10 protein-coding genes are annotated in these 25,221 nt (G+C 68.5%); 6 read left to right on the forward strand and 4 right to left on the reverse strand.

The window, feature by feature from the left end:
• The first annotated feature begins 9 nt into the window (after nucleotides 1-9).
• Both ACSVDM_RS03930 and ACSVDM_RS03935 read left to right on the forward strand, forming a co-directional pair.
• Entirely contained in the window at nucleotides 10-1,278 is a 1,269-nt protein-coding gene (locus ACSVDM_RS03930; protein WP_439262858.1) for an ABC transporter permease, read from the forward strand.
• Nucleotides 1,275-2,567: an ABC transporter permease gene (locus tag ACSVDM_RS03935; protein WP_439262860.1), complete on the forward strand. Its 1,293-nt coding sequence runs from the start codon at nucleotides 1,275-1,277 to the stop codon at nucleotides 2,565-2,567. Before ACSVDM_RS03930 ends, ACSVDM_RS03935 begins: the two co-directional genes overlap by 4 nt.
• On the opposite strand, the gene dtd is transcribed toward ACSVDM_RS03935, so the two are convergent.
• Nucleotides 2,564-3,007, reverse strand: a complete 444-nt coding sequence (gene dtd / locus ACSVDM_RS03940) for a D-aminoacyl-tRNA deacylase (RefSeq protein WP_439262862.1) — start codon at nucleotides 3,005-3,007, stop codon at nucleotides 2,564-2,566. The two genes, ACSVDM_RS03935 and dtd, sit on opposite strands and share 4 nt — an antisense overlap.
• 137 nt (nucleotides 3,008-3,144) lie before the next feature.
• Between dtd and ACSVDM_RS03945 the strand changes: the two genes are divergently transcribed.
• Nucleotides 3,145-3,357, forward strand: coding sequence for a hypothetical protein (locus ACSVDM_RS03945; protein ID WP_439262864.1), 213 nt, complete (start codon nucleotides 3,145-3,147; stop codon nucleotides 3,355-3,357).
• A gap of 50 nt (nucleotides 3,358-3,407) precedes the next feature.
• Here ACSVDM_RS03945 and ACSVDM_RS03950 read toward each other — a convergent pair whose 3' ends face one another.
• Nucleotides 3,408-4,907: a hypothetical protein gene (locus ACSVDM_RS03950; RefSeq protein ID WP_439262866.1), complete on the reverse strand. Its 1,500-nt coding sequence runs from the start codon at nucleotides 4,905-4,907 to the stop codon at nucleotides 3,408-3,410.
• A gap of 281 nt (nucleotides 4,908-5,188) precedes the next feature.
• On the opposite strand from ACSVDM_RS03950, the gene ACSVDM_RS03955 reads away from it, so the two are divergent.
• Together ACSVDM_RS03955 and ACSVDM_RS03960 are read left to right on the forward strand one after the other, a co-directional pair.
• Nucleotides 5,189-5,512, forward strand: a complete 324-nt coding sequence (locus ACSVDM_RS03955; protein ID WP_225281878.1) for a hypothetical protein — start codon at nucleotides 5,189-5,191, stop codon at nucleotides 5,510-5,512.
• A 16-nt stretch (nucleotides 5,513-5,528) separates the two neighbouring features.
• On the forward strand, nucleotides 5,529-6,029 hold the full coding sequence (locus ACSVDM_RS03960; RefSeq protein ID WP_067491046.1) for a YbaB/EbfC family nucleoid-associated protein: 501 nt from the start codon (nucleotides 5,529-5,531) through the stop codon (nucleotides 6,027-6,029).
• A 50-nt stretch (nucleotides 6,030-6,079) separates the two neighbouring features.
• On the opposite strand, the gene ACSVDM_RS03965 is transcribed toward ACSVDM_RS03960, so the two are convergent.
• Both ACSVDM_RS03965 and ACSVDM_RS03970 read right to left on the reverse strand, forming a co-directional pair.
• Nucleotides 6,080-6,979, reverse strand: coding sequence for a hypothetical protein (locus ACSVDM_RS03965; RefSeq protein ID WP_439262868.1), 900 nt, complete (start codon nucleotides 6,977-6,979; stop codon nucleotides 6,080-6,082).
• 1,341 nt (nucleotides 6,980-8,320) lie between these two features.
• Complete coding sequence (locus ACSVDM_RS03970; protein ID WP_439262870.1) at nucleotides 8,321-9,205, reverse strand: hypothetical protein; 885 nt, start codon at nucleotides 9,203-9,205, stop codon at nucleotides 8,321-8,323.
• On the opposite strand from ACSVDM_RS03970, the gene ACSVDM_RS03975 reads away from it, so the two are divergent.
• Complete coding sequence (locus ACSVDM_RS03975; RefSeq protein WP_439262872.1) at nucleotides 9,161-25,219, forward strand: hypothetical protein; 16,059 nt, start codon at nucleotides 9,161-9,163, stop codon at nucleotides 25,217-25,219. The two genes, ACSVDM_RS03970 and ACSVDM_RS03975, sit on opposite strands and share 45 nt — an antisense overlap.
• Nucleotides 25,220-25,221 lie beyond the last annotated feature (2 nt).

The raw sequence follows: 25,221 nt of genomic DNA on the forward strand, positions 1-25,221 counted from the left end.
AGGATTCCCATGCCGAGTACGACCACCGCGCCGGAGACCGAATCGCCCCGGCCCGAAAGACCAGGTTTCGGCCGCACCTTCACCCGGTATCTGACCGAAGCCAACAGCGTGATGGTGACCATCTATTCGCTGCTGCTCGCCTTCGCGATCGGCGCGCTGCTCATCATCGTCTCCGATCCGTCGGTGCGCCGCGCCTGGGGGTACTTCCTCAACCGGCCCTCCGACGCGCTGAGTTTCTCCTGGCAGGCGGTGAGCACGGCCTACCGTGACCTGTTCGAGGGCGCCATTCTCGACATCGGCCGCCTGCAGGAGTTCTTCGACGGCACGGCTACCCTCGCCCAGGTGCTGCGCCCGATCTCGGAGACGCTCACCTACGCCACCCCGCTGATCTTCACCGGGCTCGCCGTGGGGCTGGCGTTCCGGGCCGGACTGTTCAATATCGGTGGGCACGGGCAGTTCATCTTCGGCATGCTCGGTGCGTTGATCATCGGTTTCGCGATCGATCTGCCGCCGCTGCTGCACGTGCCGCTGGCGCTGGCCGCCGGTGCGCTCGCGGGTGGGATCTTCGGTGCGGTTCCCGGCGTGCTGAAGGCGAAAACCGGTGCACACGAAGTGATCTCGTCGATCATGCTGAACAATATCGCCACCTATTTCCTGCTCTGGGCGCTGAGCACCACCTTCATCCACTCGCTGACCTCCCAGGAGTTGGTGTCCAAGCCGGTCGACATCTCGGCGCGGCTGCCCCGGCTCCTCGGCTGGGCGGGATCAGGGCTGCGGGTGAGTGTCGGCCTGCTGATCGCGTTGGCGCTGGCGGCGGGGATCTGGTGGCTGCTGCGCAAGTCGACGTTCGGGTACCGGATTCGCGCGGTCGGGGCGAATCCGCACGCGGCGCAGACGGCGGGCATCGACATGGGGCGCACGTTCATCACCACGATGGGGGTGTCGGGTGCGCTCGCCGGGATCGGTGGTGGGGCGCTCGTGCTCGGGTTGAACCCGTACACGGTGAACCCCGGAACGGTTGCCGAGTTCGGCTTCGACGGGATCACCGTTGCCTTGCTCGGACGGGCACATCCGGGCGGGATCGTCGCGGCGGCGCTGCTGTTCGGTGCGTTGAAGTCGGGCACGCTGCACATGCAGCCCGCCATCCCGGTCGAGATGTCGACGCTGTTGCAGGCGGTGATCGTGCTGTTCATCGCCGCGCCCGCCCTGGTGAAAACCCTGCTGCACCTGCGCACTCCGCGCGGTGGGCTCAACACGCTGGAAGCGAGGGGCTGGTGAGTACCGCTGTCGCCGAATCGAAACCGGTCGTCGTGACCGAGACCGTGCGTCACCCGGTGGGTGGGGCGGTGCTCGTCGTCCTCGGGGCGGTGCTCGCCGTCGCGGCGTTGCTGTGGATGCCGGACGGGCGGGCCACCACGTTCCGTCTGGATCAGACCGTCGAAAGCAGCTGGACTGTCGCCACTTTCGGCATCGTTGTGACGCTCGCGGTGCTCACCGTGCTACTCGGAGTGCTGATGCTCGCGCGGGCGGTGAGTGCGCGCACGCACGGGGTGATCGTCGGGGTGGCGGCGACCGCGCTGGTGATCGCGGTGTTGTCCTGGGTGGTGACGCCCGGCGTCGGGTTCCCGGTGGAGTTCGTGCTGGCCACCACGCTGTTCCTGGCTTTGCCGTTCATCTTCGGCGCCCTGTCCGGGGTGGTGTGTGAGCGGTCCGGTGTCATCAACCTCGGCATCGAAGGACAGTTCCTGGCGGGCGCCTTCACCGCCGTGCTGTTCGCCTCGATCACCGGTAACCCCTATGTCGGCATCCTCGCGGCGGTGCTCAGCGGCATGGTCTCCACGCTGCTGCTGGCCTGGCTGGCCACCCGTTTCGAGGTGAATCAACTGGTCACCGGTGTGATCCTGAACCTGCTCGCGCTCGGCCTCACCGGGTTTCTGTTCGAGCGGCTCATGCGCATGGACCATTCGCTCAACCAGCCGAGCACGGTGCCGCGCATCGGTGGATTCCTGCGCGATATCGGCCTCGGTTTCCTCACCGACATCCCGATCCTCGGACCGGTCCTCTTCGACCAGAACCTCTTCGTCTACGTGGCGCTGGCCTGTGTGTTCGGGTTGTCGTACCTGCTGTTCCACACCAGGTGGGGCCTGCGCACCCGTGCCGTCGGCGAGCATCCGGCGGCCGCCGACGCCGCCGGCATCGACGTGAACCGGCTGCGATTCTGGAACGTCACCTGTGCGGGTGCGCTGTCAGGTTTCGGTGGCGCGTTCTTCACCATCGCCAACAATGTGGCCTTCAGCAAGAACATGACCGCGGCCCTGGGCTTCGTCGCCCTCGCGGTCATGATCGTCGGCCGTTGGAACCCCATCGGCGCCCTGTGGGCCGCCCTGCTCTTCGGCTTCTCCAGCGCCCTGCAACGCTTCCTCAACACCATGCCCGGCAACCCGATCCCCACCGAATTCCTCGGCATGCTGCCCTACGTGGTGACTCTCGTGGTCGTCGCCGGCTTCATCGGAAAAGCCGTCGCGCCCGCCGCCGACGGTATTCCGTACCGGCCGGGAGACAATTAGCCCTCGAGCAGGACGGTAACCGGCCCGTCGTTGGTGAGGTCGACGTGCATGTGGGCGCCGAACTTGCCGGTCGCGACGGTGGCGCCCAGGTCGCGCAGGGCATCGGCGAAGGTGTCGACCAGGGGTTCGGCGACCGGGCCGGGGGCGGCGGCGTTCCAGGAGGGGCGGCGGCCCTTGGCGGTGTTGGCGTAGAGGGTGAACTGGCTGACGACGAGGATGGGGGCGTTCAGGTCGGCCGCCGAACGCTCGCCGTCGAGGATGCGGAGGCGGAACGTCTTGTCCGCCAAGGCTTTCGCGATGTCTTCGGTGTCGGTGTGGGTGACACCGACCAGCGCGAGCAGGCCGTGCGGCGCACCCGTCGCGGCCGGGTCGATCCGGCCGACGACCTGATCGTCGACTGTTACCTGGGCGGTGGTCACACGTTGCAGCAGTACTCGCACAGTAATCGATCATGCCGGGTGACCCGGATCGACGGTAATCGGGGTGCAATCAATTGTTGCGAACAATTCGACGATTCCGAAAAGCATTGCCCGGCTGCGGTTTACATTTCACGTCGGCTACAGATACTTTTACCGGTATGACGGAAGAGCAAGTGCAGCAACGTAAGAATCTATTCATGGGGGGAATTGCGGCACTGGCAGGCTTCGGCCTGTTCATTCTGATGTTCTCGGCATTCGATATGGAGCCGAGCGGCTTCACCAGCGCGATCACCACGGGCCTGCTGGTGACAGCGGCAGCCTGCTTCGGCAGTGCGGCCCGGATCAAGCGAGACGCGAACCGTAACTCCTGAGCACACAAAGCCGCTGCCCTCGGTGTCCGGTGGGCAGCGGCTTTCGCGTGTCAGTCCTTGCCGAAGAACAGGATGTCGGTGCCGTAGTCGGTGAGGGGGCCCTTTTCGGCGGCTTGGCGGATGCCGCTGCCGGGGAGTTCGGTGACCTTGGCGAACATCGCCGCGTTGCCGAAGGCCGCGCGGACCTGGGTTTCGGAGGCGTAGTCGGCGCCGTAGTCGGCGAGGGTGGCGAAGTCGAGGGGGGCCAGGGGAGTGTCGAGGGGGGCTTGACCCGCGGGACGGCCGAGGGCGGCGTACTGGGTGGCTACGCCGTTGTCGTAGAGGCACAGCTCGTAGGAGATGTTCTCGATGGTGGCGACGGTCAGCACCGGCCACTTCGCCGACAAGGCGACGGCCAAGGGGTGTTTGCCGAGTGCGCCGATCTCCCAGTTCAGGCTCTTCACCGAAACCCAGCTGCCCGAGGCCTTCTCGACGAGCACCACATCGGCGCCGAGTTCGGTGTCCGGGTTCACCTTCGGTTCCTTGACGCCCCAATGCCGTTCGTGCACACCGGCGAAACGACCCGCGTCGACTGGAGTGGCGCCGTGGGCGGCGAAGGCGGCGGTGACAGCGGCGCGAACTTGCTCCAGCGCGTCGGGCGCCGAGCAACGCACCGCGATCGCGCCGTAGGTCGCGGTGATTTCCACGGGCCGCGACGGCGGTTCCGGCATGGCACCGGCGGCCAGCGGCTTGAGGCCGACAAGAGCGAGGCGCCAGTTGATTTCGTCGATGGTCGCCAGGTCACCACCCGACTGGTACAGGATCTGCTGCTGGGTCAACCGGCCGGCGCGCTCGAGTGTCGGCGCCCCGAGCTTGTGCAGCGCCTGGGTGGTCTTCAGGGTGAGATCGAGGTCCTCGATCCGGGTTTCGCGCAGCTGCGCTGTGCTCGCCGAGGTCGTGACCTCCGAATACAGCGCGCGATAGCTCGCGATGGCCTGCTTGCGGGAGCGCCCGACCATCAGCGTCCGCAACAGCGTGCTCAGGCTGGCCAGATACTTGCCCGGCTGCTCGGGTGCCCGCGCGTACATCGCCGCCCGGATCCGCACCGCCGACTCCGTGGCGGCCACCGCCGCCTCGTGATCGAGCCGCATCAACCACACGCCGCACTTGGACAACCCGTCGGCACACATCGCCTGCACATCCGGATAGTCCTGTGCCACTTGCCGATACGCCGAACACGCGCTGCGGATGGTGTTGGTGGCGAGCTGGCGATGTCCGACCAGCCGTGTCGCCTGCTCGAACAGCCGAAGCGCGTCCTGGAGCGCACCCGCGTACTCGTAGGAGACGAAGCCCTCGACCAGCCAGTGCAGGCGGATCGCCACCGCTTCCTGCGCGGGCTCGAGTGCCTCGGCGGTGCGGTCACGGCCCGACGGGTCCTCACGAGTGGCGAGCAGCCCCTGGGCCAGTTCGGTGAGCGAACCGGCCAGCCGGAGGTAGTCCTCGGGTTGCTGGCTACGGGTGTTGGCGCGATCGGCTGCAACGCGCCGTTCGAGGCCGCTCAGGTCGGTCATGAGCGGTTCCGTCGCGACGTCAATCTCGGGCCCCATCATCGTTGCTGCGCAGGTCGGCGCACCGACCCAGGTTGTGGTCTACCGAGTCTGCCACAGTTGGCGCGACCGCGCGGCTCAGCTGTGGATGCGGCTGTCGCCGTGATGAACTCCTGGTGACCAGTGGGTGCGAAACCGCAGGAAAGGGTCAGTATCGGTGTGCGCCTATCGTTCTGGAGGCCTGCGTGCGGGTGCTCGCCGTGGCATACTCGAGAGGTATTACCCGATGGTGGAGGAGCGTCGAGATGGCAGACAAGGTCGAATTCGATGAGCATCTGTTCCGCGGTGCGGCTGCCAAAACCGGTCACGTGAACGATCGGGTCACCAGCATCATGGATACCCTCAAAGCCTCGGTCGAGAGCCACCACGGCTGCTGGGGACACGACACCATCGGGACAACCTTCGCCAACGGCCAGGACGGTTCGGGCGGTTACACCAAGTCGAGCAAGTTGCTCACCGACAACGGTGACGCGGTGGCCGAGGGGTTCGCCAACATGTCCCAGTCTCAGACCGAATCCGCCGAGTTCCTGCACAATATGGAACTCGACAACCGCTACGGGCTGCGCTGAGCTGGTATTCGCGACAATGGTGAACGAGCAGGCCAGAGCCGATATGGCCGACATTCTCGAAGGTGTGCAGGAACAGATGCGCACCATCGCCCGGCTCCAGCAGGAACGCGCGACCCTGACGGCCAGCGCCACGGTCCGCAGACACGTCACAGTGACGGTGAACGCGGACAATGTGGTGATCGAGACGAAATTCGGCCCCGACGTCGAAGACCTCAGCTACGCCGAGATCGCCAAGGCGGTCACCGAGGCCGCCAAGCAGGCGTCCGCCGAGATGGCGCGCAAGACGAGCGAGCTGCTGGAACCGCTGAACACCCAGCGCGCACGCATGCCGAAACTGTCCGACCTGGTGGAGGGCATGCCCGAGATCAAGGTCCCGGAGCCGGTGAAAGCACCCACTTCGCCGCCGAATTCGCCGGCACGTCCGGCCGAAGACGACAAGCCGATGGAGTTCTCCGGAACCGTCGACGTGGACCTCGGCCGTGATCGAGGCGGTTCGGTCACCGACTCGAGCTGGTGAGCCCGGGCTTTCACGGGTAACCGAATATGGCGATCACCATCCCGGGGTGGCTACAGCACCTCGAAATCCTTGCGGGCATGGAATGGCCCGAGGGCAACGAAGACCAGATGTGGCAGCTCGGCGAGGACTGGCGCACCGCCGCCGCCGAGCTCGAATCGGTTATCAAGGATATCGAGGCGGCGAAGGCCGCGTCCATCAAGGCGTATCCCGCCGGCGACGGCTACACCGAGATGGTCAATTCCTTCGACAGCTTGCTCCGGTCCGGTGGTGATCCCGAAAAAGACCGGTCTCTGAAAACGCTGGCCAAGTACTTCAAGGAAACCGGCGACGGCACCTACGAAGCCGGCACCGAGATCGAATATGCCAAGCTGATGTATATTTCGTCGCTGGCATTGCTGGCGGCGGAGATGGCGGCCTCTTTCGCGGCCGGTCCGTTCAAACTCGGACTCGATGCGCTGGCTATCGGTGCGACCCGCATCGCTGTTCGCCTCATTGCGAATCGGTTGCTCGCGTCGATTATTCGTGCGGTCGGCAAGATTGCCGCCAATGCGGTGGTGAAGTTCGTTTTCCGGCACATCATGATCGATACCGTCATCGGTACGATGCAGGAATTCGCCATTCAGCAGTACCAGGTGGAAAAGGGGCATCGCAGCAAGGTCAATTGGGACCAGGTCGGTCTCACGGCGCTGAGTTCGGCGGCCGGTGGGGCCGTGGCGGGGCCGCTTGCGGGTCTCATCAACAAGCGTCTGATGCGCGGGGTGGACAATCCGTCGTGGGCGCGGCAGTACATGAACAGCCAGATCACCGGCATCTCGGCGGGTTTGGCGGGTGCCCTCGCCGGTTACGCGGTGACCATTCCCTTCGGTGCGGGACCGTTCGACTACCGGATGTTGACGGCGGGTGGTCTCAGCGGCTCGTTGACGGGTGCGGCGCGGACCGCCGGTAGTCACGCCTGGCAAAAGGGTGCGCCGGTGCTGTCGAGTCGTCCCGATCTCGCGTCACGGATGAACAGCCTGTTCGGCGATGTGGGTGGGCCGCGGGTCGGTGCCGAACCCGGCGGGACAGGCGCGAACCCCGGAGCTGGGACCGGTGGGTCGAACTCGCCGAGCCGGGCGGGCGTGGCTGGGGACGGGTCGAGCAGTCCGGGCTCGCAGACGCGTCCCGCGGCCGCGGGTGGCGGGAACCAAGCGGCCTCACAGTCTTCGGGATCTGGTGGATCACAAAGTAATTCGAGCAGCTCGGCACAGAGTGACTCGAGTTCGGGCAGCGACGGCGCGGGTTCCCAGAACGGTAGGTCTTCCGCTGCGGATGATTCCGCGTCGAGCGATCGGTCTTCGTCGGGCGAAGGTTCGTCGAGCGATCGTTCGACCTCGGGGGAGTCGTCGAGCGCGGAGGGCGGTTCGTCCAGTGACCGTTCCTCGAACGACCAGGCGGGCGATCGCGGTGCGGGTCTGGCCGGGGAGAACGGTTCTCAGAGTGGCAGTTCTCCCTTCACAGCCGATCCGAATATCGCGGCCGCACAACAGAACGGCGCGCTAGCCGGTGGTGCACCGGTAGGCGCCGATGGTGTCGCCGGCGCACCGCAAGCGGCAGCTCCGGCGACTGCGGGAGCCCCTGCCGGAGCCGGTGCTCCGGCGACAGCGGGCGCTTCGGCGACGGCAGGTGCACCCGCCGCCGGTGCTCCGGCCGCCTCGTCTCCGGCCGCGAATCCAGGTTCTCAGTCGAGTCCCACCGCAGGCGACAACCGCTCCGCGGGCGGCGGCGAACCCCGCACCCAAAGCGCGAAGCCGGATACCGCATCCAGCCGTGCTGGTGTCGCCGATTCGGCACCGGCACCCAGCGCAGGTGGTCCCGCTGTGCACGCCGCGCCGACCGGTGAGCAAGTGCCCCAAACCAATTCGCGCCAAGAGGCTACGGACACGCTCCAGGTGGCAAGCGATTCGGGCATTCCCGAAGCGGGCGCCGCGCCCCGCGCAGGGGCGCCGGACGGACCCGGCCTGCCGCCGCGCACAGGCGAGGCCGACACCGCCGCCCCGCGCACCGCGTCGCCCGACGGCAACGGAGCACCGCCGCGCCTCGGCGGAGCGAACGACGCGGGTACTCCACCGCGCGCGGGCGCCTCTGATGGTGACGGCACCACGCCTCGCGTTGGCGAGTCCGACGGTGAGGGAACCCGACCGCGCGCAGGCGAACCCGATGGGGATGGCACCCCACCTCGTACCGGCGAATCCGACGGTGATGGAACTCGTCCTCGCGCCGGTGATTCCGACGGCGATGGTGCTCGTCCGCGTTCACGGGACACGAACGGTGACGGCGCCCGGCCTCGTGTGGATGAGTCTGGTGCTGAGGGAACTCGTCCTCGCGCGGGTGGCTCCGATGGCGATGGTGCCCGGCCGCGTGTGGGTGAGTCCGACGGTGATGGCACTCGCCCGCGGGCGAGTGAGTTGGATGGCGATGGAACCCGGCCACGTCCAGGGGAAACCGACGGCGATGGCGTCAGGCCACGGGCAGGCGAGGTCGACGGCGATGGTGCCCCGCCACGTGTGGGCGAGGTCGACGGGGATGGTGCCCCGCCGCGCATAGGCGAATCCGATGGCGACGGAAGTCCTCCTCGCGCTGCTGATTCCGATGTGGACCCCGCTCCCTCTCGCGTGGGTGACGGGGAGGGCGACGGCACCCGGCCTCGTTCGGGTGATTCCGGCGAGGACAGTGCCCGTCCTCGCCCGGGCGAGTCCGATGGTGACGATGTTCCGCCCCGCGCGGGCGAGGCCGATGGCAATGCCCGGCCGCGTGTGGGCGAGGTCGATGGGGAGGGTGACGGGACCAGGCCCCGTTCGGGCGATTCCGATGACGACGGGGACGGGAGTCGGTCCGACGACGGGTTGCTCGTTGTTCCCTTGGCCGGAGGTGACGGGGACGGGCGGCCCGGGCGTCGGACGGTGGACGGTGACGGTTCGGGGCGTCGGGATGCGGATGGTGACTCGACCTCGGAGCCGGATGGGGATGCGCGGCAGCGTGATTCGGATGACGATCCGCCGGAGAATCCCGCGCAGGAGGCGTTGCGCGAGATCAAGGAAGCCACGGGGACGCGGCGGATCAAGCCGCCGAAGGGGCCGGTCGGCGAGGCCGGGATGTCCTTGCGCGACATCGAGGGCGCGGCCGGTGGGCGGATGCACGAGTTTCCGGCGGGCACGGCCGATCAGCCGCGGCACCAGGGTGTGGCCGACGAGCTGGTGCGGATGGCGGAGGGGCTGAGCCCGCGCGATATCGCCAAGGGCAAGTTGCCGCGCGCACTCGTCGTCGCCGAACACGTGGTGAACGGTCGCGGTGTCGGCGCCGACGCCTATGTCCTCACCGCGCGCCCCAACGGCGACGGTGGCTTCGATGTGGTCGCCTCCGGCACCCGCCCCGACACCGTTGTGCCGAGCGAGGCACGCAACGTCTCGGCCGTTCTGTTCAACGGCAACGGAAAAGCCGTGTCCCCCAGCGCTTCCGACACTCGCGTGCGCCCCGCCCACGAGCGGTCGATCTACACCCGCGAGGGAACGATCGAGGGCCGCCGCGACGGCGAGACCCCCAAGCAGCACAGCTGGCGCATCCGCGCCGAACGCTCCGACCAACTCGCCACCCGCGAAGCCGACCGCGCCTCCGCCCTGCGCGCCCTCATCGCCGCAGGTGGCGACAGCCTCGACAAGGACACCCGCAAGAACCTCATCCGCGAGGCCAAACGCGCCGAATGGAACGCGAACAACTACCGCAAAAACGGCGACGCCCAATGGAAGGTCATCGGCGGCCGCCCCGAAACCCCGGCCCCGACCCCCCGCACCCCGAACCCCGACACCACCGACCCGGCCCCGCGTACCCCCGACTCCGAAGCAACACCGCCGCGAACCCCGGATTCGGATGTGACGCCGTCGCGCACGCCAGACTCCGATGGACGACCCACCCGGACCGCGGATTCGGACAGTGTGCCTTCACGCTCGGACTCCGGTGATGCGCCGGCGCGCCGCCCTCACAGCGATGAATCTCCGCGAACCCCTGACGCGGATTCGGGCCCCCCGCGGACGCCCGATATCGCCGGACTTCCTGCCCGCGCAGTCGACCCGGACGGCACGCAGCAGCGCACGTCCGATGCCGACGGCGCTCGTCCACGTACTCCGGATGCCGACAGCTCGGCCCCGCGTCGGCCCGATGCGGACTCCACCCAGCAGCGCAGGCCGGACACGGTGCGGCAGCCTGCCGGGGAGGCCACTGCCCCACGGCGCAACGACCCCGACTCCGCCGCGCCGCGCAGACCCGACGTGGACAGCACCCGCCAGCGCACGTCGGAGGCGGATTCACTACGGACGCCCGACAGCACCGGGCCGCAGCGGACACCGGATGGTGCGCAGCGCAATCCTGAGGGGAACGGAAGTGAGGCGCCCGCACGGGGATCCGATGGTACGGATCGCAACCGCGAGGTCGATGGTTCGGTGCGACCCGAGGATGTTCGGGATCTCACGCGGCGTCCACCGCTGGACGAGACACCCGACTTCCTCGCCGAGTCCGATGACATCGAGGAGGGCCTGGAGAACGACGTCTATCAGTCGGCGGACGGCAAGTGGCATCATGTGCTCGACCCGGCGGGGACGTTCCGGGATGTCAACTTCCGGCTGCACGATGCCAACGGGTTCTGTCGCGATCCGCTCACCAGCAGCGAGTTCCGGTATCTCGCGCAGGAGGGCCCCAAGCGCACCTACAAGGTCGCCGATCCCGAGATCGCCAGGGAAATGGCCGACATCGTGGCCGACCGTACAGTGGTGCAGAAGCGCAGCGATGACGCGCTGAAGATCGTCAACCGGTTGATGGGCGAGTTCGGTGTCGCCAAGCTCGGCGACATCGCCAGCAGTCAGAAGCTGGACAAGGTCGTCGCCGAGCAGCGGCGCAAGCTCGAGGACGCCTACGACGACCTGCAACGTGACCTGGCGGACCGCCCGAACGACCCCCAGCTGCAACGCCGGGAAACCGAGATCATCGACAAACTCGAGCGTCTCGACGAATTCGAGCGCGCGGCGGCTTCTTTCAACCGGTTGCGGCCACAACTCGTCGCCCACTCGAAGGCACTCGGTGAGCTCGCCGCCCGCGCGTTCGGTCTCGACCCAGCCGAATTCCCTGGCGCGGTGCTGCTTTCGCCGTTCGACGGGGACATCGACGGCCGTCCGGTCATCGACGGGGCGAATGTGCTCGACGTGGTGGTCTACGTGCCGGGTACCGACGGTGCGCCACCGGCGTTGATCTCGCACGAGGCGAAGGGCGTCGGCTCCAAGCTCGGTGGCTCGAAAGTCGCGAGCGCGGAACAGGGTTCGCCGGAGTACTACCGCCGCACCCTGCGCATCGACAACAACCTGCACCGCATACTCGGTGAGACCCCCGAACAGATGCGGCAACGCGGCATCGACCCAGAATCGCCCGAGGGTCAGGCGCTGATCCGCGCCAGGAACGACCTGCTCGACGCCCACCGGGCGGGCACGCTGCGCTTCGAGTACCACCATGTGCACGCCGACCGGAACGGCAACGTAACTGTCAGCGAGTTCGATCTGGTGCGCGACGGCGATCTCGTGCGTATGGACAATGTCGGTGGATACGATTCGCCCGCACTGCAATCCGATGGTGTCCCGCGCGCCGACGACGGCACCCCTGTCCGCCCGGAGGACCCGGACGAAGCGGCTCGTTTCGACGCCGACCAGCTCGGTGCCCCCGACTCCGACGAGTGGTCGAATCGCAGTCCCGAGGACGTCGCCGAACGCCTCCAGGATCATCTGCGCCAGGTCACCGGCAACCCCGAATTCGAGGTGTTCGGCTTCGATTCCGACTCCGTGAATCCGGAGGTGGCGCGCGAATACGCCCGCGCCATGGTCGACCTGTTCGACCGCAACCCCACCGTCGACCTGCGCCGCGTCGGCATCGGGGAGCTGCCGACGGGCGTGATCGGAATGTCGCAGCCGAGGATCGACCCGGCGACCGGCAGGCTCTACACCGAATCCATCGTGCTCAGCCGCGACCACGCGCAGAGTGCCGAGTTCTTCCGGCAGCGCATGCAGATCGGTGTCGACAACAATCGCTTCGCGCCCGAGGTGCTCAACCGGCCGGTGTACGCGGTGCTCGCCCACGAATACGGGCACGCGCTCGACTACGCCGGCCAGCAGAACGCCCGCCACCAGGCCGAAGACCTGCTCATCCAGCGCTACGCCGACGACACCACCCGCGACCCCGCCCAGTCCTACGACGACTGGCTGCGGCAGCTCAGCGGCTACAGCTTCGACGGCAACGGTCGGCTGCGTCCCGGCGAAGCCGTGCCCGAGGCGTTCGCGGCGCAGATGCTGCGCACCCTCGGTGGCGACGACACCAGCCCGGAACCGGTACGCGCGCTGCACGATCTGGTCACCGATATCGCCGCGCGCCCCCCGGAATCGGTCACCTGGCCGCTGTCCGAGGACGCCGAACGGGTCGCCGAACCCGACGACGTGCCCGACCGCGCCGACCGCGACCTCCTGGCCGACCCGGTGAACGACGAATGGTCCGATCTGCCACCGGCCGAGGTGGGGCGGCATCTGGCCGAACGGATGCGCGACATCACCGGACACGATGTCGAGACCTTCGGCTTCGACCAGCCGAACGTGCATCCGGCGATGGCCCGCGAACTGGCCCGCGGCATCCTCGACATGCAGACCCGATACCCGAATGTCGATGTGCGCAGCGTCGGTATCGGGGAGACCGGACCCGGCCGGGTCGCGGAGACAGCGCCCGAACGCGACCCGAACGGCGGCTACCGCGCCAAGTCGATCACGTTCAACCAGCAGTACTTCGCCGGCAACGGCAGCCTGTTCCAGAACCTCATGCGCGCGAGCAAGCCCGGCTTCTACACGCGCAGCCTGTGGGACCGTCCGGTGTACGGCTTCGCGGTGCACGAGTTCGGGCATGCCCTCGACTACGCGGGCGAACCCCGAACCCGCAAACGCGTGGGGCTGCGTCTGCACGACCACTACCACCGCAACCGGCTCGGCGACCGCGACGGCTTCAACCCTTGGCTCGCGGGCGAACTCAGCGGCTACAGCATGAACAGCAGGACCGGCGAGCTCAATTCGGGCGAAGCGCTCGCCGAGGCTTTCCGCGAAATGGAAGCCACCCGTGACGCGGACGGCACGCTGCACCCGGATCAAGTGAGCCCGGCCGTGCGGATCATGTACGACCTGCTCACCGACGCGGCGCAGGTACCGCGCTCCGACGCGATGACCGTGGATCGCGCGGCCGACGAGATGCAGCTACGTCCGCCGTGGGAGGACGACATCCCCGACCTGGGTGATCTCGGTGCGCCCCGCGACGACGAGTGGTCGGACCTCTCGCCGAGTGAGGTGGGTGACCACCTGCGCGACGTGCTGCGCGAGGCGATGAAAAACCCCGACTTCGACGTGTACGGCTTCGATCTGCCCGGGCTCGATGCCGAGGTGGTTCGCGACTACGCCCGCTCGATGGTCGAGCTGTACAAAGCCTTCCCGCAGACGGATCTGCGTCGCGTCGGCATCGGTGACCTCGACTACGGTGTGCTCGGCCAGACCACCCGCACCCCCGACCGGACCACGGGCCTGCCCTACACCGACATCACGCTCGGCTACGACTACGCGATCAGTGCCATCCACCTGCGGTCGTCGATGCAGGAGTCGGTCGACTCGGGTCACTTCCACCGGAGCGTGCTCGACCGGCCGGTGTACGCCATCGCCGCGCACGAGTACGGTCACGCGCTCGACGCGGCAGGCAGGCTCGCGGCCCGGGCCGACGCCGACGGAACGCTCGACGAAGCCTTCCATGACCACCCCGACGGGTACGCCGATCCGGACTCGTGGCGGCGTCAGCTCAGCGGTTACAGCCGCAGTGGTCCCGACGGTCGGTTGAACCCGGCGGAGGCGCTCGCCGAGGCGTTCACCGAAGTGCGCATGGTCGGCCGCGACCGAGCGAGTGGGCCCGCCCGCACGCTCTACGACCTGCTGATGCGGGAGGCGGAGAATCCGACCCGAGACTATGTGCACAATCTGCCCGAACAAGGCTCCGACCATTTGGAACTACCGGACGGCGGGAATTCGGACCGGTCGGAACCGGACGGTTCCGATCCTGACCGCTCGAAACCGGAAGGTACAGAACCGGATTCCTCGCAGCGGAATCCCTCGGAACCCACGGCCGGACAGCGGGATCGTTCGGAACCGGATGCCTCGCAACCGGATCGCTCACGACCCGACGGCGAGCTGACACGCGACGGTGCGCACACCGATCCACCGCGCACCACTCCGTCGCAGCCGGAATCACCACGCCAGAACAACACCCCGGAGGAAACGCCTCGCCGGCGCCGGTGGTGGCGTTCGGAACAGCCCGCGATCCCGGCCGAACCGGAGCGACGCGTCTTCGTCGACATCGACGGCGAACAGGTGGTCGTTCCGCTCTACCGCGATGCCGACGGTGAATGGCAGGTGGCGCCGCAAGACACGACCATGCGACAGGCGGAGCCCAAGCCGTTCCTGAAACGTGCACTCGCGCAACTGAACAACCACTTCCCGATCCTCAAGCAGCCCTCCGGTGCGCCCAACATCGGTGACAGTGCGGGACAGGCCGCGATCCGCGACGGTGTCCTCGGGATCGGCGACATGATCGCCAACCCGGGCCCGGCGCAACTGCCTCCGCCCAACCCGACGCCGCCGGGAGTTCCGACGGTCGGACCCGGACCCGAGGCCTCGGCGCCCGACCCCACGTTCTTGCGGATCGCCCAGCAGACCCCGGTGTTGATCCAGAACCGCGAGTACCTCCCGCTTTTCGGCAAGCTGTCCGGCCGGGTGCGGCGCTCGGGTGGCGAGTATCCGGCGATGCGCAACGAGGACGGCTCCGAGTATCGTCCCGAGCTCAGCGATGCCGACGCCGACCTGGTGCGCAGGCAGATCATCAGCGATCTGCGGGTCGAGCGCGTCACCTCCGAGGACGCGCGCAACGATCTGCTCGAGGCCTTCGAGCACGCCGGGCGTGGACAGCGCGAACGCATCCTGCGCGACATGCTCGCCAACGACCTGATCACCCAGGACGAAGCCGACGAACTGCACAACAAGCCGCAGCCCGATCCGCTCCCGCCGCTGCCGCCGCCCGTCGACCCGCCGCCGCCCGGTGGGGAGACGCTGCGCGAGATGTTCGACCGGTTGCTCGGCGTCGAGGTGGCCGACGAGCCGGATGCGCTGCGCCGGGAAATCGACCGGCAGCAATACATGGTGATGCGGCAGACCGCGGCCATCATCGGTCTCGGCGATGCCTTCATCCGCGCGCACATCGAGCAGAACGCGCCCTACACCTCCGCCGACGGCGAATCGCAAGCTCCGGTGCGCTTCGGCGGACGGGTGAGCATGATCGACCAGAACCCGATGGGCCGGTTCCTCACCGAGTTCATCGCCGCGTTCGGCCGCGATCCCGGCGTGCTCGCCACCACCCCCCTCGACAACGGCGCCGAACCGCTGCCGATGTTCGGCGACCCCGATGCGCTCGGCCGCGACCAGGGTCTGCGCGACTTCTTCGTGCACGCCCTGCGCCGCGACCAGCTGGCCCACGAATTGGACACGTGGGCAGGGACATTCGGCCTCGGCCCGCACCAGCTCACGCCGGACACGGTCGACGCGTTCGTGCAGAGGCTGTTCGAGATCAATCAGATACGGGCCGAACGGCTCGCCGAATTGATCGCGGCCGTGGAGGATCGGCTGCCACCGCGCGACACCGACGGGCCGACCCTCGGCGAGCCGATTCGCGACCAGGTTGCCCGGCTGCCAGGCGGCGATGGCGCGCCCGATCGGCTCGTCATCACCGACGGGGCACGCGAACGCGACCAGGTTCTCACCGATGTGCTCGCCTCCCAACCGGATCTGGCCGCGCAGATCCGCGACGGCGATCTGCTGGTCGACTACCGCAAGGTGCTCACCGACTTCAGGGGGCAAACCCATCTCGAGCCGGTCGACACACCGCAGGTGCGCGACCACACCGAAAACGTCGACGGCCGCGATGTGCGCATCACCCTGCTGCGCGACGGCGGCGGCGCCTGGCGCCCGATCATCGGTTCGGATGTCGTCCCCGGTGACGGTGCGACGGTGCAGCGCACCCGCGAGCAGATACTCGCCGACCTGGTCGATCTGATCTTCGCCCTCGAGCTCACCCCCGCAGATGTGCTGCCCGGCGACATCGACGAACGGATCGCCGAACTCAAACTCGACAACGCGGTGCGCGCCGCGCAGGTCGAGGGTCTGGCCGACTTCCTGCGCACCGGAAACCTCGTCGAGGACTTCCACACCGTCAGCAACGCGCGCGGCCGCCTCGCGTCCGCCCTCGGCCTGACCCAGGAACAGATGACCGCGGGCAAGCTCGGTGACCTGCTCGCCGACGCGTCTCGACGAAAAGCGTTGCGCGCGCAGAACTTCGACGATCTCGAACTGTACTTCGGCACCCTTCGCGACCTCGACTCCAAGGCGCTCGACGCGGCGCGTCAGCGGTTGGCCGACCGGCTCGTGCCCGACAGTCACATCCATCCGGCGCACCGCCACGACTCGCTACCCGCCGACGAACGCCCGACCACCACCGAACGGCCGACCCGCAAGCAGAAGCGGCTCGCGCGGTACGCCGACCTCGCCGGTGTCGACCATCGGGTCGCGGCGCTGCTGCCCCCGGGCCGGGCCGAGCGGCCGGGTGGGCACAGGGACGACGACAAGGTCTTCGCCGTCGACCCGAAGGGGTTGAGTGGGAAGAAGCTGCATCAGCTGGTGCGGATGCACGAACAGCAGGGCAACGGCGAACTGGTGCGTGAGGCACTCACCGAATTCGCCAAGGCGCTGCGCGACATCGACCGCTATGCCCTCGCGCCGACCGACAGCAAGGACGTCGTCCGGTCGGAAAATCAGAGCGACCCGCGGTCGGACGGCAAGGAAATCGCCGACCCGAGGCTTGTCCGCGAGTCGATGCCGCTGCAGGGGCCCGACAGCATCAACGCGATGCGCCGGGTGATCGCCGACGCGCTCGGCAGTGTCGACGTGGCGGACTTCGCCCGCGCGGTCGCTGAAGGCGCGGGCAACCTCGACCTCACCGTCCCCGGCAACGTCGGCAATACGAATCGGCCGTCTGCGGGCCGCGACTGGGCACGTCTGGTCGGCGTCGACCTGGCGGGCGCGGACGGCGCGACATACGCCAAGATCTACGAGGCGTTCCGCGACGGCAAGATCGAAAAGCACGAAGGTCTGAAGCCCGAGCAGATGGCGGCCGTGATCCGGGCCTTGCGCATCGAGATCGCCGATCGCGCAGCGAAGTTGACGGCGCTGCGGCAGTTGGTGCACGACTACTTCGGGACGAACGGCAACCATCTCGGCACTGAGCCGGGCGAGAGCACTCCGTCCCGGCGTCCACAGCAGCCGGGTAGTGGGCTGGCGGGAGAGGGCGCGCCCGGTCGGCCGAATTCTGCTGAGCAGCAAGGGGAGTCCGGTCCTGCTCGTACCGAGAACGGTGGGGGCGGAAAGCCTCCCGTGCAGCCGCCTCGGTCATCGGCGTCTGATGAACCGGAAGATGGTGGGCACGAACGCGATTCGGACGGCAACCCGTTCGACGACGCGGCCCGCCGGAAATCCGCGGCCACCGACGAGGTGTTCGATCGGCACGATGAGGCCGCCGACGCTCGTCTCGCGGAGACGCTCGAGCGATTGACAGAGGTTCAGCAGGAGCTGGAGCAGGGGCTGAACGAGTCGCCCGCACCGCAACCCGACGAGTCGGTACCCGCCCGCGACCCGCAACCCCAGCCGACGCCGGACAGCCGAATTCGCGACATCCTCGACGAGATCACCCAACTGCGCGGTGAACTCGACGACCGCTCCGTCGACACCGAACTCGACCGCGAACAACTCGCCGCCGACCTCCTCGCCAAGGCCAGAACCCTCCGCCTGGAACAACTCCTGGACCAGACCCGCCGGGAAATCGCTGCCGAATTCGACGAACTCGACCGCCGCGACGACGAGGGCCCCGACGACGACGGCCCCGACGACGGCCTCCCCGCCACCCCCGACCCCACACCGTCCAAGCCCCCGTCCACTCCTGGCGCCGCCCACCAGCCACCACCCCAACCGGGCGTCAACCCGACACCTCCGATGCCTTCGGCACCTCCGATGCCTTCGGCGCCGCCGATGCCTTCGGCACCTCCGATGCCGTCGGCGCCCCCGATGCCGTCGGCACCTCCGATGCCGTCGGCGCCCCCGATGCCGTCGGCACCTCCGATGCCGTCGGCACCTCCGATGCCTTCGGCGCCGCCGATGCCTTCGGCGCCGCCGATGCCTTCGGCGCCGCCGATGCCGTCCGCACCGCCCATGCCGTCGGCGCCGCCGATGCCGTCCGCACCGCCCATGCCTTCGGTACCGCCGGTGCCGTCGGCGCCGCCGATGCCGTCCGCACCGCCCATGCCTTCGGTACCGCCGGTGCCGTCAGCACCACCCACCCCTTCTGTGTCGCCGCCGCCGTCTTCGTCACCGACTACGCCTGTGCCGCAGACGCCCTCGTCGCCTTCTGCGCCCCATACGCAGTCGTCGCCAGAGCAACCGTCGACCCCGGACACCCCGTCCACCCCGCCGCCGGGCGGCCCACCCATGCCGCCGACACCGCCCTCGGGCTCCCCGGAGTCGGGGGACAACGCGCAGGCGCGCAGTGGGGATCCCCTGCGGGATGTGGCCGAGTTCCTGCGGGAGCAGCGGGATCTTCCTGGGCAGCGGGATGCGGCGCCGTTGTCGGAGGATGCGGCTTCGTATGCTCGGGCGTTGGGGGAGGCGCTCGGGTTGGGGGAGCGGTTCTCCGGGTTGCGGCAGCCGTTGGCGGCGTTGGCCGAGCTTGCGGAGTTGGCGCGGGCTCGTGGGTTCCTCGACAGCGCCGACGGGCCGGCTATGCGGTACCCGGCCGACTTCGGGCCGCTGTCGGACACCGAGCTCTACGGTGGCGAGCAGTACTGGCTCACCGAGGCCGACGATGCGACATTGCGTGAGGTCCAGGACGATCTTCGGCGCGCCGGTCTGCCGGTGGACGAGCCGTCCATGCCGACGCGGCAGATACCGCCGCAGGGTTCGCCGATTCTCGCGTCGAATCCGACTGGCCCCGCAGCCCGGGTGCCGGACTCGGATCCGAACCACGCCGCCGACCACGTGCCAACGCCCGAATCGGTGGATCAGACCCGTGATCGTCTGGTGCGCTGGTTCGATCTCAGCGATGCCGATCTCGCCCAGCTCGGCGATACCGTCGCCCACCTGCGGTATCGAAACCTGTTGCGCGCGGCCATGGTCGAGGCCATGGCCGCTGCGATGGACCGCGTCGCCGGAATCAGCGATCCCGCCTTGCGCGCCCAAGCCGAAGGCGCGCGTGACGGCTGGGCTCGCAGGCTCCACGTCGACCCCGGCACCCTCGTGCGCGACCCGGATCGTGCGATCGCCGATGCTCGCGCCGAGGTCCGCCGGGAAGCCGACGACATCCTCGACCTGGCCGATGCGGTCCGTGTCACCGAGGGTGGCGAGAATCCGGACGGGTCCCGCCGCTACAACATCCAGGTCGACGGAGACCGCGTACCCGCGCGGCTCGTGCCCGACGGCGATTCCCGCTGGCGGGTCGAAGAGTCCGAACGCCTCGACCCGCCCGCACCGACCCCCGCCGACCCGTCCGACACGCCCGCGCCGCGCAAGTCCCTGCTGCGCCGCATGTGGGACGCGGTGAACTTCGGGTACGAAGGTCATACGCCCAAGTACCCGTCAGGTTCGGGTATCGACAGCGCGGGCCAGTCGATGCTCGGTCACCAGGCGGGTCTGCCGCTGACCGGTCAGCGCGACCCGAGCCCGGCACCGGGTGACGAATACGATGTCCTGAGTACCAAATTCAGCCCGGTGCGCATCCTCAAGGAAGCCATCACGATGTGGCGCAGCCGCGAGCTTGTGCCGTTCTTCAAGCACCTCACCTCGCGGATCGCCGATCAGGCGGCACCGGACAACCGCCCGCCGACCCTGCGCGACGGCTCCGAATACCGGTACGCGCTCGACGAAGCCGACCCCGAGCTGGTGCGTCGGGAACTCGGTGTCGAACTCGAGGATCTGAAACGGCAGGCTGATGCCGAGGCCCGCGAACTCGCCGCAGGCGAGCAGCGCCCGGAACTGTCCGCGCAGCCGGACACGCTGCCCGACAATGCCGAGGTCGCGCGCTCGACCGCCGAGATGGACAGCTGGACAAGGGAACTCGAGGACGCGGCGTCCCTGCGTGACGACCTCGCCGACACGCTGACCGACGCCGCCGACGACCTCGAGGTTACCCTCGGCGACCCGACACCGGAGAACGTCCGCCGCGTCCTCGACCAGATCCGCTACCAGCAGCTGCGCCGGATCGGTGCCCTCACCGGCATGGCGGAGGCGGGCCGCCGCTTCGCCGCCGAACACCAGCGGATCCCGTTCAGCGACCAGATCGACTTCTTCGACACCGACCCGATGACCCGCTTCCTGATCGAAGTGGTCCGGGCCAACCAGGGTAACCCCACCCTGCTGAACTGGCAGGGGGTGAACAACGGCGGCGAACCGGGGCGCGACTGGGGCGACCTCACCTACTCCGATCAGCCCGGTATCGACCAGGGCATGCGCGAATACTTCGAGAACGCGTTGCGGCGAGACCAGATTCGCGACGAGCGCGCGGTCTGGGCGCAATTGCTGCAGACCGACCTGGCTGACCTGGACGCGGGTGACCTGCGCGAGGTGTTCACCGCCGAAATGGAGCGCATTCGTGAATACGACGCGCTGGCAGCCGATTTCGCCCGCAATGCCGAAACATTCCTGCGTGCGCACAGCGAGGCGGCCGAACTCGCCGACCTGATCGGTGACATGGCGAGCCGGGACTGGGTGCTCTCGCATGGTGGCGCCATGCTGGACGACGGCACCGGAATCGGGCTCATCCCAGGCGATTCCGAGGGTTCGCTGCGGCTGGTCGTCCTCGACGGGCCGTCAGGACATGATCGGGTGCTCGCCGATGCGCTCGGCCGCTACCCGGATCTGGCTCAGGCGGTCAACGACGGTGTGGTCGACGTGCGCTATATCGGTACCGACGTCCGGCCCGGGCGGACCCTGGCCGACGGTCAGGCGGTGCCCGAACGCATCCTCGTGCTCGATCAAGGGTTGCGCGACGTACGGCACTTCAGCGGTGCGGTCGACGGTCGATCCGTTGATGTGACCGCTGTGAACGACGGGTCGGGGTGGCGGATGGTTCCCGACGAACCGGTCGACGACGCGCTCGCGGTGACCGTCCCGACCGAGAGCGCCGATCTTCGTTCGCTTGACGAAATCAGCGCGGCTGTCGGCGAACTCGTGGAGCGGCTCGGCATCACCGAGGCCGATCGATCGTCGGCGCAGTCGCTGGCGGACAAGCTCGCCACCCTGCGGGCCGAGAACGCGGTGCGCGCCAGCCAGATCGAAGCCATCATCGACTACGCCCGCACCGCATGGGATATCGACACCTTCCACCAGGTGGAAGCGGCGCGGCACCGCGTGTCGCATCGGCTCGGACTCGACGCCGAGGAGATGACGCCGCGCAGGCTGGCCGAGGAATTCACCGACCAGGGTCAGCGCAACCCACGCAGGCAGCAGCAGGCCGAAGCGCTGGCGAAGTACGCGAAAGAGTTGAGCGGCATCGACTCCCAGCGGGTCGCAGCGGCCGACGACCGGCTGGTCCGCCGACTCGACGCACTGCGCCGAGCACCGGGTTCCGACGAACCGGTGGTGACGTCGATCAAGCAGCTGGGCGAGGTGGTCGCCGATCTGGTGCACCGCAGCGGCATTCGTGAAGAGCTGGTCGACGCGCTCACCGACTATGCGGAAGAACTCGCCGAGATCGACCACTTCGATCCGCGCGCACACGGTCACAACGCCGTGGACCCGCGCGTCCCCGACGCCGAATTCCCGGTGCACGACAAGGCTGTCCGGCATCTGCTCGACCTCGTCGGCGATCCGTCCGCCTTGGTCGACGTGCCCGAGTTGCTCGGTCTGCTGGACGGTCACACCGATATCGCGCCCGGTCCGGACCGCGGTGCGAGCCGCGACTTCGTCCGCATCCTCGGCCTGGATCTCACCGACGCAACCCCCGGGCGCTGGGCCGAGGTCTACGAGATCTACCGCGACGGCAAGATCGACCAGCACGAACGCCTGACCCCCGAACAACTCGCCGAGGTGCAGGCCGAACTGCGCGACGAAGTCCTGCGCCGCGCCGCCGACATCACCGAACTCACCGACCTGCTGCACCGCGCCGCCGACCTCGAGGTGCAGCGCCTCACCGAGCAAAGAGCCGAAGCGACAAGGGAACTCGCCGACGCCGAAGCCGCCCTCGGACAAGCCCGCCAGGGCCTCCCGATCAACGAATCCGACCTGATCGACCCCCGCACCCGAGCCGAGGCCATCGCCGAACTTCGCTCCCGCACAATGCGAGTCGACGAGCAACAGCCCTGGCAGAACCGCCTCACCGCTTTGGAGCAAGCTGCCCAGCGCGTCGACGATGCCCGCACCACCCTGACCGACATCGACACCGCGCTCAACAACCCCACCCACCTACCTCCGGGGAGCCCCACCCGGCAGTCCCCACTTCCCGCTCAGCCCCAACCCTCCAACGAGCTGGGCGCCGGCGGTCCCGTCAACAGGGCCCCCGTCTCGAACGGGCATGGTGGTGGCAGCACCAACCCGCCGGTTGTGAACGCGTCCGACGTCGACGACACAAGCGTCGACGGTTCCGTCGGCCCTGCCCCGATTACGAACGGGCAGGTCGGTGGTGATCACGCTGCGCACGAGCCCGATGCGAATACCTCGGAACATGAGGTGCTCGGTCCGAACCTGCCCGTCGACACTGGGCCTGCGAGCCGGCCCGTGAACACCGGTGCCGACGACGTCGACACAAATGGGGCAGGCGAGCGGGAACTCGGCACCGACGAAGCCGGCAACGACACGGCCGACAGCGAGGTACGCCCCGACAGCGAGAACGACAGCTCGTCCGATGACGCCCCGGGCGCGCCGACCACGGCACCACCTCACGCGGCACCCGAGCCGGCAAACCGCCCCGTCGGCCCCACCCGTTCCCGAATCCCACACCCCCCGAAGGACTACGACTTCGACTTCCCCGTCCCCCCGCCCATCTCCCCCCTACCACCCCTCGAATTCGACGTAACCCCCTCAGACCCGACCTCCCCGCCCAGCCTGCCGACCCCACCCAGCCCGCCGAACCCGACGCCGCCGGATGTGCCGACGCCTCCAGGTGTGCCGACGCCGCCGGATGTGCCGACCCCGCCGGGCGTGCCGACCCCGCCGGGCGTGCCGACCCCGCCGGATGTGCCGACCCCGCCGGATGTGCCGACCCCGCCGGATGTGCCGACGCCGCCGGGCGTGCCGACGCCTCCAGGTGTGCCGACGCCGCCGGGGTTCCCGATTCCGCCGGGTGTGCCGACGCCGCCGGATGTGCCGACGCCTCCAGGTGTGCCGACGCCGCCGGGGTTCCCGATTCCGCCGGGTGTGCCGACGCCGCCGGGTGTACCGACGCCGCCAGATGCGCCGACTTCTCCGGCGCCTCCGGAACTTCCGGTTCCTCCGGGCGTGCCGACGCCGCCGGATTTCCCGATTCCGCCGGCCGTTCCGACGCCTCCAGGTGTACCGACGCCTCCGGGTGCGACACCGCCGGACTACCCGGTACCGCCGAACTTGCCGGTGCCTCCGGGTATTCCGAACCCGGCTGACTTCCCGATGCCACCGGGCATGCCGCCGGCACCGGGTAGTCCTTCGCAGCCTGATCTTCCGGATCCTCCGGATGGTTCCGTGCCGCCTGGTATTCCCATGCCGCCGCATGTGCCGGCACCACAGATTCCGGTGCCGCCAGGGGTACCTGGTCTGTCTGTGCCGCCGGGGATTCCGATGCCTGGATTCCAGGTGCCGCCGGGTGTCCCAGGCTCGCCGGACATGCCACTCGTGCCTGATCCGATGTCCTCGGGCGGTCTGGATGAGCTGCGGCCAGGGCGGATCGGAATCCCTGGCGATGCTGAGGCTCCGGATTTCCTTCGGGGACTGCAGGTTCCGTCTAACGAAACGGATGTGTCCCGCGCTCCTTGGGCGCAGCCGGGGTACGAAGCGAACCCAGCATCCGGGTCGTTCGCGCCACCTCCGGGCATCGAGTCGGGTGGATCAACTCCTGCGCACTTGCCGCCGCCCTCGAACGCGGCATCCCCGTCGGGCTCCGTCGATCAGGGTCGATTCCAGTACCCGACTGGGCAGGACCGCTCCGGATATCCGGCGAATGGCCGGGCCGGCCTGTACCCGAACGGGAACGAATCGTCCCCACACAGCTCCTTGCCTCAGTACCCAACGACGCAGGGGGAGCACCCGTCAGCGCAAGGGAACTACGGGACGACACCAATCCCGCAGGGACAGCACCCGACGGCCCCGGTTCCGAACGGGCAGTACCCCACGGCCCCCGCCCAGGACGGCCAGTACCCCATGACACCGGGTCCGCAGAACCCCGCGCCACAGCCCCACCACCCGACAACTCAACCCCCGCTCGCCCAATATCCGGGCACCGGGCACCCACCCGCCGCTCCGCCGGCGAACCAACTTCCGTTCCAACCCGCCCACACACAGGAACCCACCTACGGCGTCCCACCGGCCATGCCGATGTCGGCGCCCCCGTCCACTGCCGGAGCCAATGGACACCCCGCCCGCAACTACCCCAGGACCGTCTCGACCGACGGCCTGGTCGTACGCCCCTTCGCCGGCTACGGCGTCCGTTCCCTGTTCGACCCGATCACCGGTGCACTGCAGGCCGGACAGTCGGCAGGTCACGACAGCGGCGTCTACGGTGAGCTGAACGGTGTGAAGATGGTGTTCTACCGGTCGATGGACGGGTTGGCCGTGCGGGTGGGGGATCGGACGTTCCCGCTCGAGGGTGACGCCCGGGTCGACTGGGGGACGGTCGCCTGGCGGACGAACCGGTTCGCCATCGTCATCGGCGATACTGTCGTCTGTGAGCTGGTGTATCGGGCGCTGCCACCGGAGCTGGACCTCGGTGCCTACATCCGTGATGTGGTGCACGATGACCAGCGGCGGACCACGATTTTCGCCCGATGATG

Source organism: Nocardia sp. JW2 (genome assembly GCF_051843015.1).
In the GTDB taxonomy this organism is placed as follows: domain Bacteria; phylum Actinomycetota; class Actinomycetes; order Mycobacteriales; family Mycobacteriaceae; genus Nocardia; species Nocardia coubleae.